14 protein-coding genes are annotated in these 13,377 nt (G+C 36.8%); 4 read left to right on the forward strand and 10 right to left on the reverse strand.

The window, feature by feature from the left end; genetic code table 11:
• Nucleotides 1-412: 412 nt before the first annotated feature.
• On the reverse strand, nt 413-1,024 hold the full coding sequence (locus AC2VNP_RS12605; RefSeq protein ID WP_486917663.1) for a YitT family protein: 612 nt from the start codon (nt 1,022-1,024) through the stop codon (nt 413-415).
• Nucleotides 1,021-1,407, reverse strand: coding sequence for an OsmC family protein (locus tag AC2VNP_RS12610; protein WP_486917664.1), 387 nt, complete (start codon nt 1,405-1,407; stop codon nt 1,021-1,023). The genes AC2VNP_RS12605 and AC2VNP_RS12610 overlap by 4 nt, the downstream gene beginning before the upstream one ends.
• Nucleotides 1,408-1,579: 172 nt before the next feature.
• Between AC2VNP_RS12610 and AC2VNP_RS12615 the strand changes: the two genes are divergently transcribed.
• Nucleotides 1,580-2,785 carry an MFS transporter gene (locus AC2VNP_RS12615; protein WP_486917665.1) on the forward strand — a complete coding sequence of 402 codons (1,206 nt, stop codon included), beginning with the start codon at nt 1,580-1,582 and terminating at the stop codon, nt 2,783-2,785.
• 130 nt (nt 2,786-2,915) lie between these two features.
• Here AC2VNP_RS12615 and AC2VNP_RS12620 read toward each other — a convergent pair whose 3' ends face one another.
• From AC2VNP_RS12620 to AC2VNP_RS12645, 6 genes are all read right to left on the reverse strand, one after another.
• On the reverse strand, nt 2,916-3,692 hold the full coding sequence (locus AC2VNP_RS12620; RefSeq protein ID WP_486917666.1) for a VLRF1 family aeRF1-type release factor: 777 nt from the start codon (nt 3,690-3,692) through the stop codon (nt 2,916-2,918).
• A gap of 925 nt (nt 3,693-4,617) precedes the next feature.
• Complete coding sequence (locus AC2VNP_RS12625) at nt 4,618-4,992, reverse strand: YtxH domain-containing protein (protein ID WP_486917667.1); 375 nt, start codon at nt 4,990-4,992, stop codon at nt 4,618-4,620.
• Between the two features lie 90 nt (nt 4,993-5,082).
• Nucleotides 5,083-6,054 (reverse strand): MBL fold metallo-hydrolase, encoded by a 972-nt coding sequence (locus AC2VNP_RS12630; protein WP_486917668.1) that lies wholly within the window; start codon nt 6,052-6,054, stop codon nt 5,083-5,085.
• On the reverse strand, nt 6,041-7,219 hold the full coding sequence (locus AC2VNP_RS12635) for a CaiB/BaiF CoA transferase family protein (protein WP_486917669.1): 1,179 nt from the start codon (nt 7,217-7,219) through the stop codon (nt 6,041-6,043). The genes AC2VNP_RS12630 and AC2VNP_RS12635 overlap by 14 nt, the downstream gene beginning before the upstream one ends.
• A 185-nt stretch (nt 7,220-7,404) precedes the next feature.
• Entirely contained in the window at nt 7,405-7,551 is a 147-nt protein-coding gene (locus AC2VNP_RS12640) for a hypothetical protein (RefSeq protein WP_418200151.1), read from the reverse strand.
• Nucleotides 7,552-7,917: 366 nt separating this feature from the next.
• Complete coding sequence (locus AC2VNP_RS12645; protein WP_486917670.1) at nt 7,918-8,337, reverse strand: hypothetical protein; 420 nt, start codon at nt 8,335-8,337, stop codon at nt 7,918-7,920.
• Nucleotides 8,338-8,718: 381 nt separating this feature from the next.
• Here AC2VNP_RS12645 and AC2VNP_RS12650 point away from each other — a divergent pair, with 381 nt between their 5' ends.
• On the forward strand, nt 8,719-8,874 hold the full coding sequence (locus AC2VNP_RS12650) for an FbpB family small basic protein (protein ID WP_486917671.1): 156 nt from the start codon (nt 8,719-8,721) through the stop codon (nt 8,872-8,874).
• Nucleotides 8,875-8,931: 57 nt separating this feature from the next.
• On the opposite strand, the gene AC2VNP_RS12655 is transcribed toward AC2VNP_RS12650, so the two are convergent.
• Together AC2VNP_RS12655 and AC2VNP_RS12660 are read right to left on the reverse strand one after the other, a co-directional pair.
• Nucleotides 8,932-9,261, reverse strand: a complete 330-nt coding sequence (locus AC2VNP_RS12655; protein WP_486917672.1) for an SCP2 sterol-binding domain-containing protein — start codon at nt 9,259-9,261, stop codon at nt 8,932-8,934.
• 89 nt (nt 9,262-9,350) lie between these two features.
• On the reverse strand, nt 9,351-10,295 hold the full coding sequence (locus tag AC2VNP_RS12660; protein WP_486917673.1) for an alpha/beta hydrolase: 945 nt from the start codon (nt 10,293-10,295) through the stop codon (nt 9,351-9,353).
• 293 nt (nt 10,296-10,588) lie between these two features.
• On the opposite strand from AC2VNP_RS12660, the gene AC2VNP_RS12665 reads away from it, so the two are divergent.
• Both AC2VNP_RS12665 and AC2VNP_RS12670 read left to right on the forward strand, forming a co-directional pair.
• The gene (locus AC2VNP_RS12665) at nt 10,589-11,917 is read left to right on the forward strand and encodes a cytochrome ubiquinol oxidase subunit I (protein ID WP_486917674.1); all 1,329 of its coding nucleotides are present in this window, start codon (nt 10,589-10,591) and stop codon (nt 11,915-11,917) included.
• Nucleotides 11,918-11,931: 14 nt separating this feature from the next.
• Nucleotides 11,932-12,966, forward strand: a complete 1,035-nt coding sequence (locus AC2VNP_RS12670) for a cytochrome d ubiquinol oxidase subunit II (RefSeq protein WP_486917675.1) — start codon at nt 11,932-11,934, stop codon at nt 12,964-12,966.
• Nucleotides 12,967-13,377: the final 411 nt, after the last annotated feature.

Raw genomic sequence — 13,377 nt, forward strand, 5'->3', positions numbered from 1 at the left:
CACGCCGCCAGCGTTCGTCCTGAGCCAGGATCAAACTCTCCATAAAAGTGTTTGATATAGCTCACTTCCACAGGATGTGGTGGCTTCGATGTTGCGACAGGACGTCGCGTTCTTAATCGAAGATCAATCATCACTGTGACGTTTTTAAAACATTGACGAGATATCATGCATCTCATTTATTTCGCTTGGCTTTTTGTTCAGTTTTCAAAGAACTTTATGACTGCTGTTTCAACAGCGACAAGAATTATCTTACCAAACTTAGAATTCAAAAGCAAGTCTTTTTTAAAAACTTTTTTAAATCATATTTGATAAGTAGTTATCGCCTCAGCGACAAAAATTATTATATAACTTATTAATCGTTACGTCAACTATAAATTATACAAAGATAATTCAAAGCTACTCCTCCAACATACTACTTTGAAACAGCAGCTTGTCCATCCAATATATAATAATGAAACAATTTATAGAAAAGGTCAATAATCTTCGCAGAAATAAATTGTGTGATCAGCGCATAGAGCAAAATTACCCAGTCAATTGTAATTGCCAATGACAGAAAAATAGCTGAATTAAAAAGAAATAATAACTTCCCCGGCATGACATTGATCTGCTTATGAAGAATATGCACGATAATAGCAATTCCACCTGAAGAAGCTCCACTAATAAATAATAGACTAACACCAAACCCAAATATTATTGCACCTAATAACATATCAATATAAACGGATGATAAAGGACTAAGTGATAACGAGCTCATCAGCCCAATTGTCACTGAAGTTACAGTAACTGAGTATAACGTTTTGACAACACTAAACAACCCAATCCACTTATAAGCGATAGCAAGTAAGAGAAAATTAAAAGTCCATAATGTTAATTCATACTTAATAGAAAAAAGATGTTCAATTAAAATAGCAATTCCAGCTGCGCCCCCTGAAGGGATTGCATGCGGAAATAAGAAAAGAGACATCGCTAACCCTTGTAAGATCGATCCAATGGTTAACGATGCCCCCACAAATACTTTACTCACCCTTCAATAATCTCAAAGGATTCAGTAATTTCAATACTATCTTTAACCGATTGCACCATTGAACAATTTTTTCTAGTAACTGCTAAGGATTTTTCTATTTTTTTTTCGCTAATATTAGAGCCCGTAATAATAAAATGCATATGAACCTTTTGGATTTCCTGCGCTCCCTCTGGATTTCTAGTCACGTCAGCAGTTACTTTAACATCTTTATAAACGATTCGTTTCTTTTCTAATACTTTACGTAATACTCCACCGCTGCACACAGCAATTGAAGATACTAATAATTGATACGGCCTGAAACCAAATTCTTCATTTCCTGAGATATGTAATGTTCCATATTCAAAATTTGCTGTAAATCCATTTTCCTTCATTATAAATTCCATACCTTCACATCCCTTACCTATTTATTAGTTTAATTGTACAAAGGTTTCAACTTTACGTCACCTTTTATGTTAAAAATAAAATTTCCACCTAAAATATTTTTCTTGAATATCTATTGTTGAGCATTACAATAAGTAGGTATGAGTTTTAAAATCTCTTCTCTGGAGGACGCTTATGAATACAAACATAGAAAATAAGCAGAATCACCCTGGTTACCGATTTGCTGTTTTAATACTAATGGTTTTAATTGCTGGTTTTTCGCAAGGAATGTTACTTCCGTTGTTAGCCATTATGTTAGAGCAAGCAGGTACTTCATCTTCATTAAATGGGTTAAATGCCGCTGCATTATATATCGGAATACTTTTAGCATCCCCCTTTATCGAGAAACCGGTTCGCAAATACGGATATAAGCCTGTTATTACGATTGGCCTTATATTAATTATTTTTTCATTATTTCTGTTTCCTTTTTGGCAAGTTTTCTGGTTTTGGTTTATTTTACGTATGATTGTCGGAATCGGAGATAACATGGTTCACTTCGCAACACAAGTTTGGATTACATCGACGAGTCCTGTCCATAAAAGAGGACGAAATATTTCATTATACGGTTTGGCATTTAGTCTTGGATTTAGCGCCGGGCCTTTTATGACAAGATTATTAGCTATTGATGAGTACTTACCTTTTATTATCGCTGCTTTATTTAGTTTAGTTTCCTACGGATTTGCTCTCTTTCTTAAAAATGAATGGCCAGAAAGTGATCTTGAAACAGCAAAGCAAACTGGAACATGGGGGCGTTATAAACAAGTAATTAAATTAGCTTGGTTTGCTTTATTGCCTGGCTTTTGTTATGGATTTCTCGAAGCTTCGATTCACGGAAATTATCCTGTTTATGCGTTACGATCTGGATTTACGATAGAGTGGGTATCAATCCTATTACCAGCGTTTGTTATTGGTGGACTTATCACCCAACTTCCCCTTGGATTATTAAGTGACAAATGGGGGCGGAAGAAGATACTTCTTACTGTCACATTCCTTGGCTCCCTTTCTTTTTTTAGTATGATTTTTGTAGAACAGTCGCATTTACTGCTTCTCTTCATTTTCACTATAGCAGGAGCATTAGTTGGTTCTTTATATTCCCTAGGAGTTATGTACCTAGCCGATTTACTGCCGAGAAATTTACTTCCGACCGGAAATGTAATGACTGCAGTAAGTTTTGGGTTAGGAAGTATTCTAGGGCCACTCACTGGCGGAGTATTAATTGATGTTATGGAGCGCGGAAGTATCTACTTTGCTGTTGGAGGAATTTTATTTATCGTTTTCATTTTAGGAGTTGTTTTTAAGGAGAAAGCCCCTGAGAATGTAAAAAGAGCAGCAACAGCATAACGATTCAAAAAGGAGGCTGACATTTATAATTCAGCCTCCTTTACATAATCACTCAGTTTGCAAAAGTTACCTTCATTTTCAAATCAACACTTCGTTAACGCCGTTCAAATATAGCCAAATCATAAGATTTTTATCCGATTACTTCACCCACTACCCTATGGCTTGGGAGTGAAGCTAAATTTTTTGGGATTACTCTTATAATTTTCGTTTGTAAGTATTTCCCTAATTCTTTTGCCAGTTCCTGTGAACCAACAATATAAACTCCCTGCCACTGACACTCCTTGGATTTCCTATCAATTAACGGAGCCAACCTTCTTAACCAACGTTGCTGATTAACTTCTAACCTTTCTTGATACTGATCTTTATGATTAGCACTTGAGGCCACTCGTTCCCCGGCAGCCGTTCCTTCATACTTTCTCCAATTGTCATCTTCTATGTTTAGTGTGTAACGGATTTGTTGGGTCACTTCTCCAAGACGTGTGTCTAAAGCTAACAAATCCATTTGTTGCAATACTAATACACCAGCGGCTGGATAATGCTGTTGAATCGCCTCTAGTTGGTCAAGCACCGGTTCTTTTTCCCAACAGAAGCTGTTTTCTACAGAAAGCTGGAGATGGTGGAATTCCCATATGTTTTGGTCCGGCGAAGCAAAGATCACTACAGCTTTTAGCATATCATGTTGCCTTTCCATGAGTTGCTTTGTAACTTTCTTTTTTACATCCCGAAAACTTTTTAATTCCTCTTTGTCTTTTCTTGCCATTACATACTGCTCTAATTTCTTCAAACCATTCTTTAATTGTAACTTCCAATCATCTTGACCACTACGCAGTGTGTTTAAATAAATGGTTAATACACCCTTGTCACACTGGGATTCCTTTAATTCCTTGATCCGTTTTGTAAAAGCCAAAAAAATTCCCCCTTTAGGACAAGATATATATCCCTATTACCATTTATATTCTTCATTAAACTAAAAAAAGAAGCACTTTTTCAGTGCTTCTCAAGAAATTAATGATAACCGTTTGATTTATTTGCTGAACTGCTCGTTTTATGGTTGTTTGAATGTTTATGACTTGTATTGTTTTTATTCTTTTTATTGTGTTTTTTGTTACTCATCGTTAACACCTCTCCTTTTTAAAAAAGAAGAAGGCGACCAACGAAAGTGGCCACCTTCCCTTTCAAGTCCCACATCGTTATTTGAAAAAATTACTCTCTGGGGCCGTAACGATTTTTGTCCTTCATAGACACCTCTTTCAACGAATTTGTTGGATTAACGAATTACACTTTCCGCATAATTGTTCAACGCAATTCACCTCTGAGGTAGTACTGACAAAATGTTATTACCGTAATTTTAATCTTTTTTGATGTGGACTTGTTGGTTGAGGATAGCAACCGCCGTCCTCGTTTATTATGATGTCCCGCTCACAAAAAAGTATGTACACTTTTTATATTTTTTTCGCTATTCATCCTAAATGATTGTGCCTTATTGAGAAAAAAGACAATTCACCTGAATTCACACTTCATTCGGCGAATTCCCCAATGCTATTAAAAAAATTAAAAAAGGTGACCCCTAAAGGTCACCTTTTTGAAAGCTTCACCATTAAATGCTTCTGGGGCCGTAACGATATTTGTCTTTCGGTAACACCTCTTTCAATGAAGTTACTAACAAATTACACTTTCGGCATAATTGTTCAACGCAACCACCTCTTGAGGTACAGATCAACAATCGTTATTTCCTTCAGCTTGGGTGAAAACTTATTTGGAGGATTGCAATTGCCTTCCTCACTAATTATGATGTCACAAATTCGACAAGCTATGCTGATCTTTTTCAGGAATTATATTCCTTCGAACGGATCTTCTTTTTTAGGTTCCTTGATCTTTTTTATATCCTCGACTACTTCACGAGCTGCATCAATGACTTCAACCGAGCTTGTTTTTATGTGCTGCGCACTTTCTGATATTTGTTTCACATCATGACTAACAGATTTTAGTGCATCAGAAATTTGTGTACTCGTATCCCTAATCTTCTCAATAAGTTCTTCCCGATTTTCTTTAATATACGATGTAGCACCTTGTGCTGCATGCTTCATTTCTTCAGCACCTTCAACGATTTTCTTTCGCGTTTTTGGGTACGTTAATAATGCAGCAACAGTAACAACACTTCCTATAATGATCCCTTTGCAAACTGAATTGCATTGTTTTTTCTCCATTGGTGCCCCTCCTCTGGAAATACTTTCATACTCATAGTTTAACAATAATCCTTAAAGGAAAAAAGGACAACCTTCTGAATGAACGCCCAGTCAGTTTGCTTTATAAAATATTGTTTCTTCACCATTTAAGCATTTAACTTGCCCTGTACTTTCCAGTAAATCTAAATGTCCTAAAGTTTCTGAAAAAGTTAGTTCGGGTTGTTTCTTATACATTTTCGAGAACAGTCGTTGCGTTATTTCAACAGCAGTAAGAGTTTCACTTCCAAGCAATTCCTTAATATGAGCAGCTCGAAGGTCTTGTTCTTTTATTCGTTCGTCCACTAATGATGGGATATCAACAACTGGGATCCCGTGACCTGAGTAAGACACTTTTAATCGATAATTTTTTAACATCTTTAGGGATTCGCGGTATTGTAATAACGACCTCGAACGTTCTTCCCCATCATTATACGGCGCTTCGATAATCGCGTTAGAGGAAATGTGTTTAATAAGGTGGTCACCTGAAATGGCCTTTTGTTCTTCCTCATGCATTATCATAATTTGAGTTTGTGCATGTCCCGGTGTTTCAAGTACTTTCCAACCCGTAAGCCCAGGAACTTCATTACCATTACCGACAATATAATCGATGCTGGCTTTACTCGTAAACTGGCGATAGTTAGAACTGCGTTGGTGAATTTCCAAAATCACATGTTCTTCCATCCCATGTTTCTTATAAAAATTAGAAAGAAAATCACTACTTCTCCTTAAAAACGCATCATCCTGTTCAATCCACGGCACAGCTTTAACATGCCCCGTCCTTTTTGCATTCACAAACCGATCCAATAGACCGACATGATCAGGGTGATGATGAGTGATAATGATTTGTTCAATATCACTCGGCACATACCCTCTTGTTTTTAATTCATCAGTCAGTACATTCCAGCCTTCTTCTGTTTTTGGTCCAGTGTCAACAAGGGTAAGTGCGTCATTTCCTTCGATTAGGTAGACGTTCACCGGACCTACTAAAAAAGGAGTCGGAAGCGTAATGGTACTTATTTTTTGCTCACATTTAAGATACGCCATGATAAACTCCTTCCGTCTTAATTACTTTATTCGTTTTTAATCTACTGACCTTTTCATTCGAGTATTGTAGCACGTCTTTCAAAATTGTTTCGCTATGTTCCCCTAAACGTGGTGCCGGGTGTAAATCAGGGAACATATGATTGTCTTTATCATATGTAGTTGCCACCTCGGGGTACCCCTCGAAAGGAGTAAAAATCAAACGGCGTTCCTCCACATACTTGGATGATGTTAACTCACCAGGTTCTAGCACAGGCGCCATACAACAATCCACTTTTTGTGAAAAACTCATCCATTCATGCATGGAGTACGATTGAAATAGTTCTTTCATTTCTCGGTAAATTGGATTTTGATCAGTTGTTTCAGACATATGCGCAGGTACCCACTCATCCTTGCCAACTGCATTGCAAAAATTAATCCAAAACTTAGGTTCTAATGCACCTAAACTCATATAACGATTATCTTTCGTTTTATAAACATGATACGATATCATCGCCCCTGTCAGCTCCGCAACCCCTTGTTGTCGCCCTTTTTCGCTGGCTATCAACACGTGGTTGTTCATAAGAGAAACCATGACGTCTGTTAATGATAAATCAATATAGCTTCCCTCTTTTTTAATCGACCTCTGAACGAGCGCAGCTAATATGGCTTCTGAAGCAGCCATTCCACCGGCTAGATCAGCAAGAGTGATCGTTGGGTGAACAGGTTCAGATCTCTTATCCTTTAATTGACTTAGCATGCCACTTAACGCAATGTAGTTAATATCGTGACTGCCAAAATGGCTCAAAGCTGTATCTTGCCCGTAACCAGTGAGAGAACAGTAAATGATATCCTTATTTTCCTTTTTCACTACTTCATAATCCAAACCTAGACGCTCCATTACTCCTGGTCGAAAGCTTTCAATAACAACATCGGACTGTCTCATTAGATCAAGGGCTATCTGTTTTCCTTCATCCTCTTTTAGATTGAGCGCAATACTTTTTTTATTGCGGTTGTTCGCTAAGAAAATTAATCCTGTACCTTCACGCTTATCTCCAAGTGCACGAGCAGGGTCACCAGTTAACGGCTCGACTTTTATAACCTCTGCTCCCATATCACCAAGCCTCAAGCTGGCATAGGGTCCTGGCAAATACTGCGAAAAATCTAAAATACGTATTCCCTCTAGCATACTATTCTCTCCCTGTTTCATTTTTTCTCTGATGTTTACCGACAAAAAAGCTGACTTAGACAGCGCTTTCCCCTCCTAACTTTTCGATATAATAGGCTTCGAAATACGCAGCAAATATATCTGTAGTTGAGGTATTAGACACTTTATTCTAAAAGTCAGCCTTATAGCAGTAAGTTTAATGATAATTAGTTATAGACTTCTGTTAAAAACATATCTGTTTCTAATGGTTCAAATCCATTTTCAACTTTTCGTAATTCTTGGATCTCCATCGTTAATCTTTCAATCTTCTTTTCCATCTCTTCTAATACTCTCATCTCAACTGTTACTGTCATAATTAACTCCCCCTAAATAAAATTAAATGAATATTCTGATAATTAAATACATAAACAAGATAGCTCCCAAGTCTCCAGTAACAACATTCACTTGAAATCCGTTACGATCGTCTCTTTTTACTGTAACGCTTTAAATCATGTTAAATCGTTTTAAATTTATGAATATTCTATCAACGTATTTAATGTTTGTAAACCTCTTTTTAAAATGTAATCGCTTACAGTTGCAAAATAATTTTTCTGGACTTTTCCACAGGAATTATCCACAGGTTGTGAACAATGTTAGTAACTTCTAAAGTTCTAATTTTGCTAATTAACATAAATAGTTCAATTGTGGATAAGCTTGTGGATAAAAATAAACAACTATTTTTATCTGTTTAAGTATTGAAGAACTTCGTAGACCCAATCTTCTTCTACAATAATATTTTCAACGACAGTTTGGAGTCTATTTCCTGTTAATTCGGAATGCAACCGCCTTAAACGAGTTATTCTTCCTCGTTGTCGTTCAACCTTTTTTTGAATACCTTCTTGGTAAGTATCTGGACGTTCAAATACATCTTGATCGACGGCGACCATTTGTCCTGTTAATTGAAAATACACCCTTTTGAGCTGCTCATCACTTCTTCGCCGAACTTGAATAATTTGGCGTAGTAATTGTTTATTTTCTTCTGTTTCAGCAATAACCATTAAATAATCATAGGTGATAATCGAAGTACTCTCCCTTGTTAGTAATTGTTCTATAAGCGTTGCAGCAGTAGTGCTCCTATACCAGTTTTCATAGTAGTTCATTCTTCGCCCCCCTGCTTTGCCTTTATTCATCTTTTATAAATATGAGATGAAAGCTTGCTCTATACGAGAGGTACATTTCACCTATTCTTACAAACTTCACCATAAATAAAATAATTATTTAAAAAATTGTAACAATTCATTAATATATCTCTAATAAAAACAGTTTATAATAATTTTATAAGTAGGTTTTGCTAATGTTAATGTTGTTAAGTATTAAGATTTAAGCGCAAGCAACGAAACATTGAACCGTATATAACAAAATTGGACTTCCCATACAATTTCCAAAACCATTCACTCAATAGCCTTTCATAAGAGGCCCGAAAAACAGCAACATTAGTCATTAACATATCCTATAAATAAAACATAAAGGTATGATGAGAGATGAGAAAACACGCACCATCGTTTGAAGAATTAGTTTTAGAAAACAAAAAACAACTGCTTCAGGATCAGGACGCATTAAATATAATAGAAAAGCGTATTGAGGAAAGGAAAGCAAAAGAGTTTGATCTCGTAACTACAGATAAAAAATCAAGCTGAAAATAGTTGCTCTAACTGAAAACAGGAGATCGCTAAAGCGGTCTCCTGTTTTTTCTATTATTGATAGTTTTTTAAAACGTTTTGTAATTTTAGTGCTAATCCCATTTCACCTTTAATTTTTAACTTACCACCCATAAAAGCCATTGTTGGATTTAACTTACCAGCTACTAGCTTTAAAAAGTTTGCATCTGATAATGCTAGTGTACATTTTGGCTCATAAGTTTCACCTAAAACATATTCTACTTGACCATCTTCAAATTTAATTTGATAGATCCCTTCATCAGCGCCTGTTAAATCAAACTGATACGTTGTATTTAGCCCTTGAATTCCTTCAGGGTTACTGTTCATTTTTTCTTTTAAAGTTTCTAATGTTTCCTTTACTGCCATTTTCATTCGCTCCTTTGCTTTAACTATTCAAAGTGTACCACAGAATGAATGACCATTCATTATTTATTTTATAATTTTCATATAATTGTTTATTTTAATTCATTCATTATTTTTTCATATACATTCGAACGAATCCCTTCCACTTCATTCAATAAATGGTGTCTGCCTTCATCAAATAAAATAACTTCACTATTGTAGAATAGTCTAGCAATAAACTGACAATTATATTTCCAGTCCACTGTTTCATCTTTGACTCCCTGGAGGACAAGAACTCGATGTTCTTTTTCTTTCAGAGCATAAACTTCCTGGTTCCACTCTATTAATGCATTCAACCATTTTAGAGGAACAGTCGATGATTGAAACGGATCATTTTTTAAGAACTGAACAAACTGCTCATCTCCACTACTCTCACGAACAACCCGCTTTACGCTTTTTAAGATAGGTTTCATAAAATAATATCCAAACGTTGTAATGGTCCACATACTCGAACGAATTAAAGGAGCAATTAAAATAATAGATTTACAATTTGGTTGATGACTTGTGAGTAAATCGTTGATAACGACAGCAGCGCCTGTACTGTGAGCGATTACATGAGGTATACAACCATATTGCTCTTTTATTTCACCAAGTACTGTTTCGTACACCTGTTGATATTCTTTAAAATGATTAATTTCTGCGCGTTTTCCACTTGATAAACCGTGTCCAGGCCAGTCAAATGTAACAACTGAGTATCCTTTGTTTGTTAAGAAGCGAATCATAGAACTTAATATCCCCACATGATCGAGATATCCATGGAGTAATAAGACAACATTTCTTTTTTTCATTATGTGTGACGCTGCAAACATTTGAACTTTTATAGTATAGCTCCCTACATGTAAACTACCAAAATGGTAGCTTACATTTTCAACTGACAGGTTGTAATATTCCAAATATCTTTTCAGCTCATTTGTTTGTTCTGTAGGTGTTTTCATATTCAAACGATCTGTATTGTTTCTTAAATGATTGATCATCTTTTGGAGTTCAGTTTTTCTCATCGTCTTCTCTCCTACATAGAGTTACTCACTACTTATGTACCATTATAATTTCATTAAACAGGCTGAGATAGTCATGTCCCTTGTTTTTCTTATTAGCTCCAGATTAAACACCAGGTAAGTCCTAACTAGAGCAACTATTTTTGAAAGAGTAATAGCCATGTCATTATCCTATTTAAAGTTGCTCTCCTATCAATCCATTTCATTCGCATATTATGACATTTTCTAACAAATAGTAATAGGGGTGGTTGGAAAAGTCTTTATTAATGGTAATTATATGGAAAGGGAGAAAATCAATGGATAACGTGCTACTGGCAAGAATGCTTTTCGGTTCGTCTATGGCTTTTCACATTATTTTTGCAACACTTGGTGTCGGAATTACACTTATGATTTTAATCGCAGAGATTGTTCGGGCGGTAACGAAAGACAATGATTATGGTCTATTGGCTAAACGATGGACAAAAGGTGTAGCTATTTTATTAGGTGTGGCTATTCCCTCTGGAACAATCGTTGGTGTTATGCTCTCCTTGTTGTGGCCTGGTTTTATGGAGATGGTCGGTCAAGTTATTGCCCTGCCTTTCCAAGTTGAAATTTTTGCCTTTTTTATTGAAGCTGTATTTTTATCGATTTATATTTATGCTGCTGACCGGCTCTCGAGCACAATGCGACTTATCAGTGTATTTTTTGTTGCCTTTGGAGCTACGGCATCTGCGGTACTCATTACAGATGCTCATGCTTGGATGAATACGCCGCGTGGTTTTGATATCGTCGGTGGTCAAGTTGTGAACGTTAGACCTTGGGAAGCTGTTTTTAACCCAAGTATTTATGTTACAGCTTTGCATGTAGTGAGCACCGCTTATCTAGCTGGCGCTTTTGCCATTGCTGCTGTAGCTGCCTATCGCCTCATTCGCGGAGGACTATCCGACCGTGAACGTATGTATCACCGCAAAGGGATGATCCTTTCTTTAATCGTTGCTGCAATTATGTCTGTTTATACTTCTGTTAATGGTCACGATGTTGCCGTTATGCTTCATAATTATTTACCTGTTAAGCTTGCAGCTGCTGAAGGATTATTTGAAACCCAATCCAATGCTCCACTCGCGATTTTTGGTGAACCAGATCCAGAAGCCGGGCGTGTTGTCGGTGGAATTGAAATACCAGGTATGCTCAGCTGGCTAGCAACAGGTTCTACTGATGGCGTAGTCGTAGGTCTGTATGACTTCCCACAAGAAGAGTGGCCCCCATTATTTGTTCATACGCTATTTAATATAATGGTCGGAATTGGCACGATGTTGATCGGTATATCTTTCCTCGCTTTAGCTTACCGGATATTTAGGAAGGATAGGCCCTTTCCTGCTTGGGTTTTAGTTCCGGTCATTGCCGGAGGACCATTGGCCATGATTGGCATTGAAACCGGGTGGATATTTAGTTGTACCGCTAGACAACCGTGGACCATACATCAAGTGATGACTACGGCTGATGCCGCTACACAATCTGGAAATCTCGGCATGTTGTTTTTCTTATTTATCACACTTTACGTTATGCTCCTTGTCTTAACTTATTTAGTGATGAACTTCTACTTTAAACGAAATCCAGTTTCTAAAGATCTCGAAGTGACTCCTTAAGGAGGGAATGTTCCTTGAATGAAGCATATATTGCAATTGTAATAATCTGGGTGTTTTTATTTGTCTACTCTATTGGGGGATCTATTGATTTTGGAGCTGGATTTTGGGCGATGTATTATTACGGACGAAAAGATACGAAAGCTTCAAGTATCGCCAATCGGTATCTTTCTCCGTCTTGGGAAGTAACGAATGTTTTTCTCGTCTTATTAGTCGTTGCTCTCGTTGGGTTTTTTCCAGGTGCGGCGTTTTCACTAGGCACCATAATGATTGTTCCTGTAAGCTTTGTTTTGCTTTTGTTAACGATACGCAGTGCTTTTATGGTCTACTCATATACCGTCCAAAAGTATACGAAAATGTTGACCGTCATTTCGGGAATTACAGGTCTTTTAATCCCTGCTTTAATGGTCAGTATGCTTCCTATCGCTATTGGCGGATTTGTTGAAACCGTTGGAACGCGCCAATATATACTATATAACGAGTTACTAACGAGTCCTACTCTATACGCTCATCTAGGATTTGGTTTAAGTACAGAATTATTTCTTTCTTCGCTCTTATTAAGCGACTATGCACGGGAAGCCAATTCAGAAAGTACGTATCATGTGTATCGGAGAAATGCGATCATACTTGGTCCGATTACGTTGTGCTTTGCTGTCGCTGCTACTTTGACACTGATACCAGAGGCACAGTGGATGGTAGAAAATATGGCAAGAGAATGGGAGCTTTTTGCCCTGTCGTTAATTGCCTTTGCCGTTGGTTACAGCGCACTTTGGTGGCCATCTAAGAAAGTCGATATCGGGCAACCTCGTGTAGCCGTACTTGCGATCGTAACTCAATTTGGTTTGGCAAGCTTTGCCTACGGTATGGCTCATATGCCTTATATTTTGTATCCGGATTTAACTATTTTTGATGCGTTCACCAATGAGACGATGTTCTACTCATTATTAATTGGATACGGGATTGGTTTAGCTATCTTAGTACCTGCTTTTTACTTCTTCTGGCGACTGTTCATGAAAGATAAGCGTTATTTGCAGGCAGAAAAATCAAAATAATTATGGACTAAAAAAGAAGAGAACGAAAAATACAGTTCGTTCTCTTCTTCATTAACTTTAGGTATTCGTGAAAGTATGTTTGTTCTAATCCATATGCTGGTCCAGTTTTAGGAATATTTCTCGTCTGAAACTCAACTTAGATCTTCGTTTTTACCATTTCAGGTTTATTTATGACCTAAACCTCAATTTAGGCCTCCTTTTTACCATTTCCAGGAATATTATTGATCTAAACCTCAACTTAGACCTTATTTTTACCAATTACTGGAATATTATTGATCTAAACTTCAACTTAGACCTTATTTTTACCAATTACTGGAATATTATTGATCTAAACCTCAACTTAGATCTCGTTTTTACCAGTTCCAGGAATATTCTTGGTCTAAACCTCAACTTAGATCTCGTTTTTACCAG

This window comes from Alkalihalobacterium sp. TH-98, assembly GCF_057473385.1.

What these genes read in the sequence shown, in the direction of transcription:
- AC2VNP_RS12625 (WP_486917667.1), bottom strand. Translation starts at nt 4,992, where the DNA reads ATGGAGAAAAAACAATGCAATTCAGTTTGCAAAGGGATCATTATAGGA.
- AC2VNP_RS12650 (WP_486917671.1), top strand. Translation starts at nt 8,719, where the DNA reads ATGAGAAAACACGCACCATCGTTTGAAGAATTAGTTTTAGAAAACAAA.
- AC2VNP_RS12640 (WP_418200151.1), bottom strand. Translation starts at nt 7,551, where the DNA reads ATGACAGTAACAGTTGAGATGAGAGTATTAGAAGAGATGGAAAAGAAG.
- AC2VNP_RS12655 (WP_486917672.1), bottom strand. Translation starts at nt 9,261, where the DNA reads ATGGCAGTAAAGGAAACATTAGAAACTTTAAAAGAAAAAATGAACAGT.
- AC2VNP_RS12660 (WP_486917673.1), bottom strand. Translation starts at nt 10,295, where the DNA reads ATGAGAAAAACTGAACTCCAAAAGATGATCAATCATTTAAGAAACAAT.
- AC2VNP_RS12610 (WP_486917664.1), bottom strand. Translation starts at nt 1,407, where the DNA reads ATGGAATTTATAATGAAGGAAAATGGATTTACAGCAAATTTTGAATAT.
- AC2VNP_RS12665 (WP_486917674.1), top strand. Translation starts at nt 10,589, where the DNA reads ATGGATAACGTGCTACTGGCAAGAATGCTTTTCGGTTCGTCTATGGCT.
- AC2VNP_RS12630 (WP_486917668.1), bottom strand. Translation starts at nt 6,054, where the DNA reads ATGGCGTATCTTAAATGTGAGCAAAAAATAAGTACCATTACGCTTCCG.
- AC2VNP_RS12635 (WP_486917669.1), bottom strand. Translation starts at nt 7,219, where the DNA reads ATGCTAGAGGGAATACGTATTTTAGATTTTTCGCAGTATTTGCCAGGA.
- AC2VNP_RS12615 (WP_486917665.1), top strand. Translation starts at nt 1,580, where the DNA reads ATGAATACAAACATAGAAAATAAGCAGAATCACCCTGGTTACCGATTT.
- AC2VNP_RS12645 (WP_486917670.1), bottom strand. Translation starts at nt 8,337, where the DNA reads ATGAACTACTATGAAAACTGGTATAGGAGCACTACTGCTGCAACGCTT.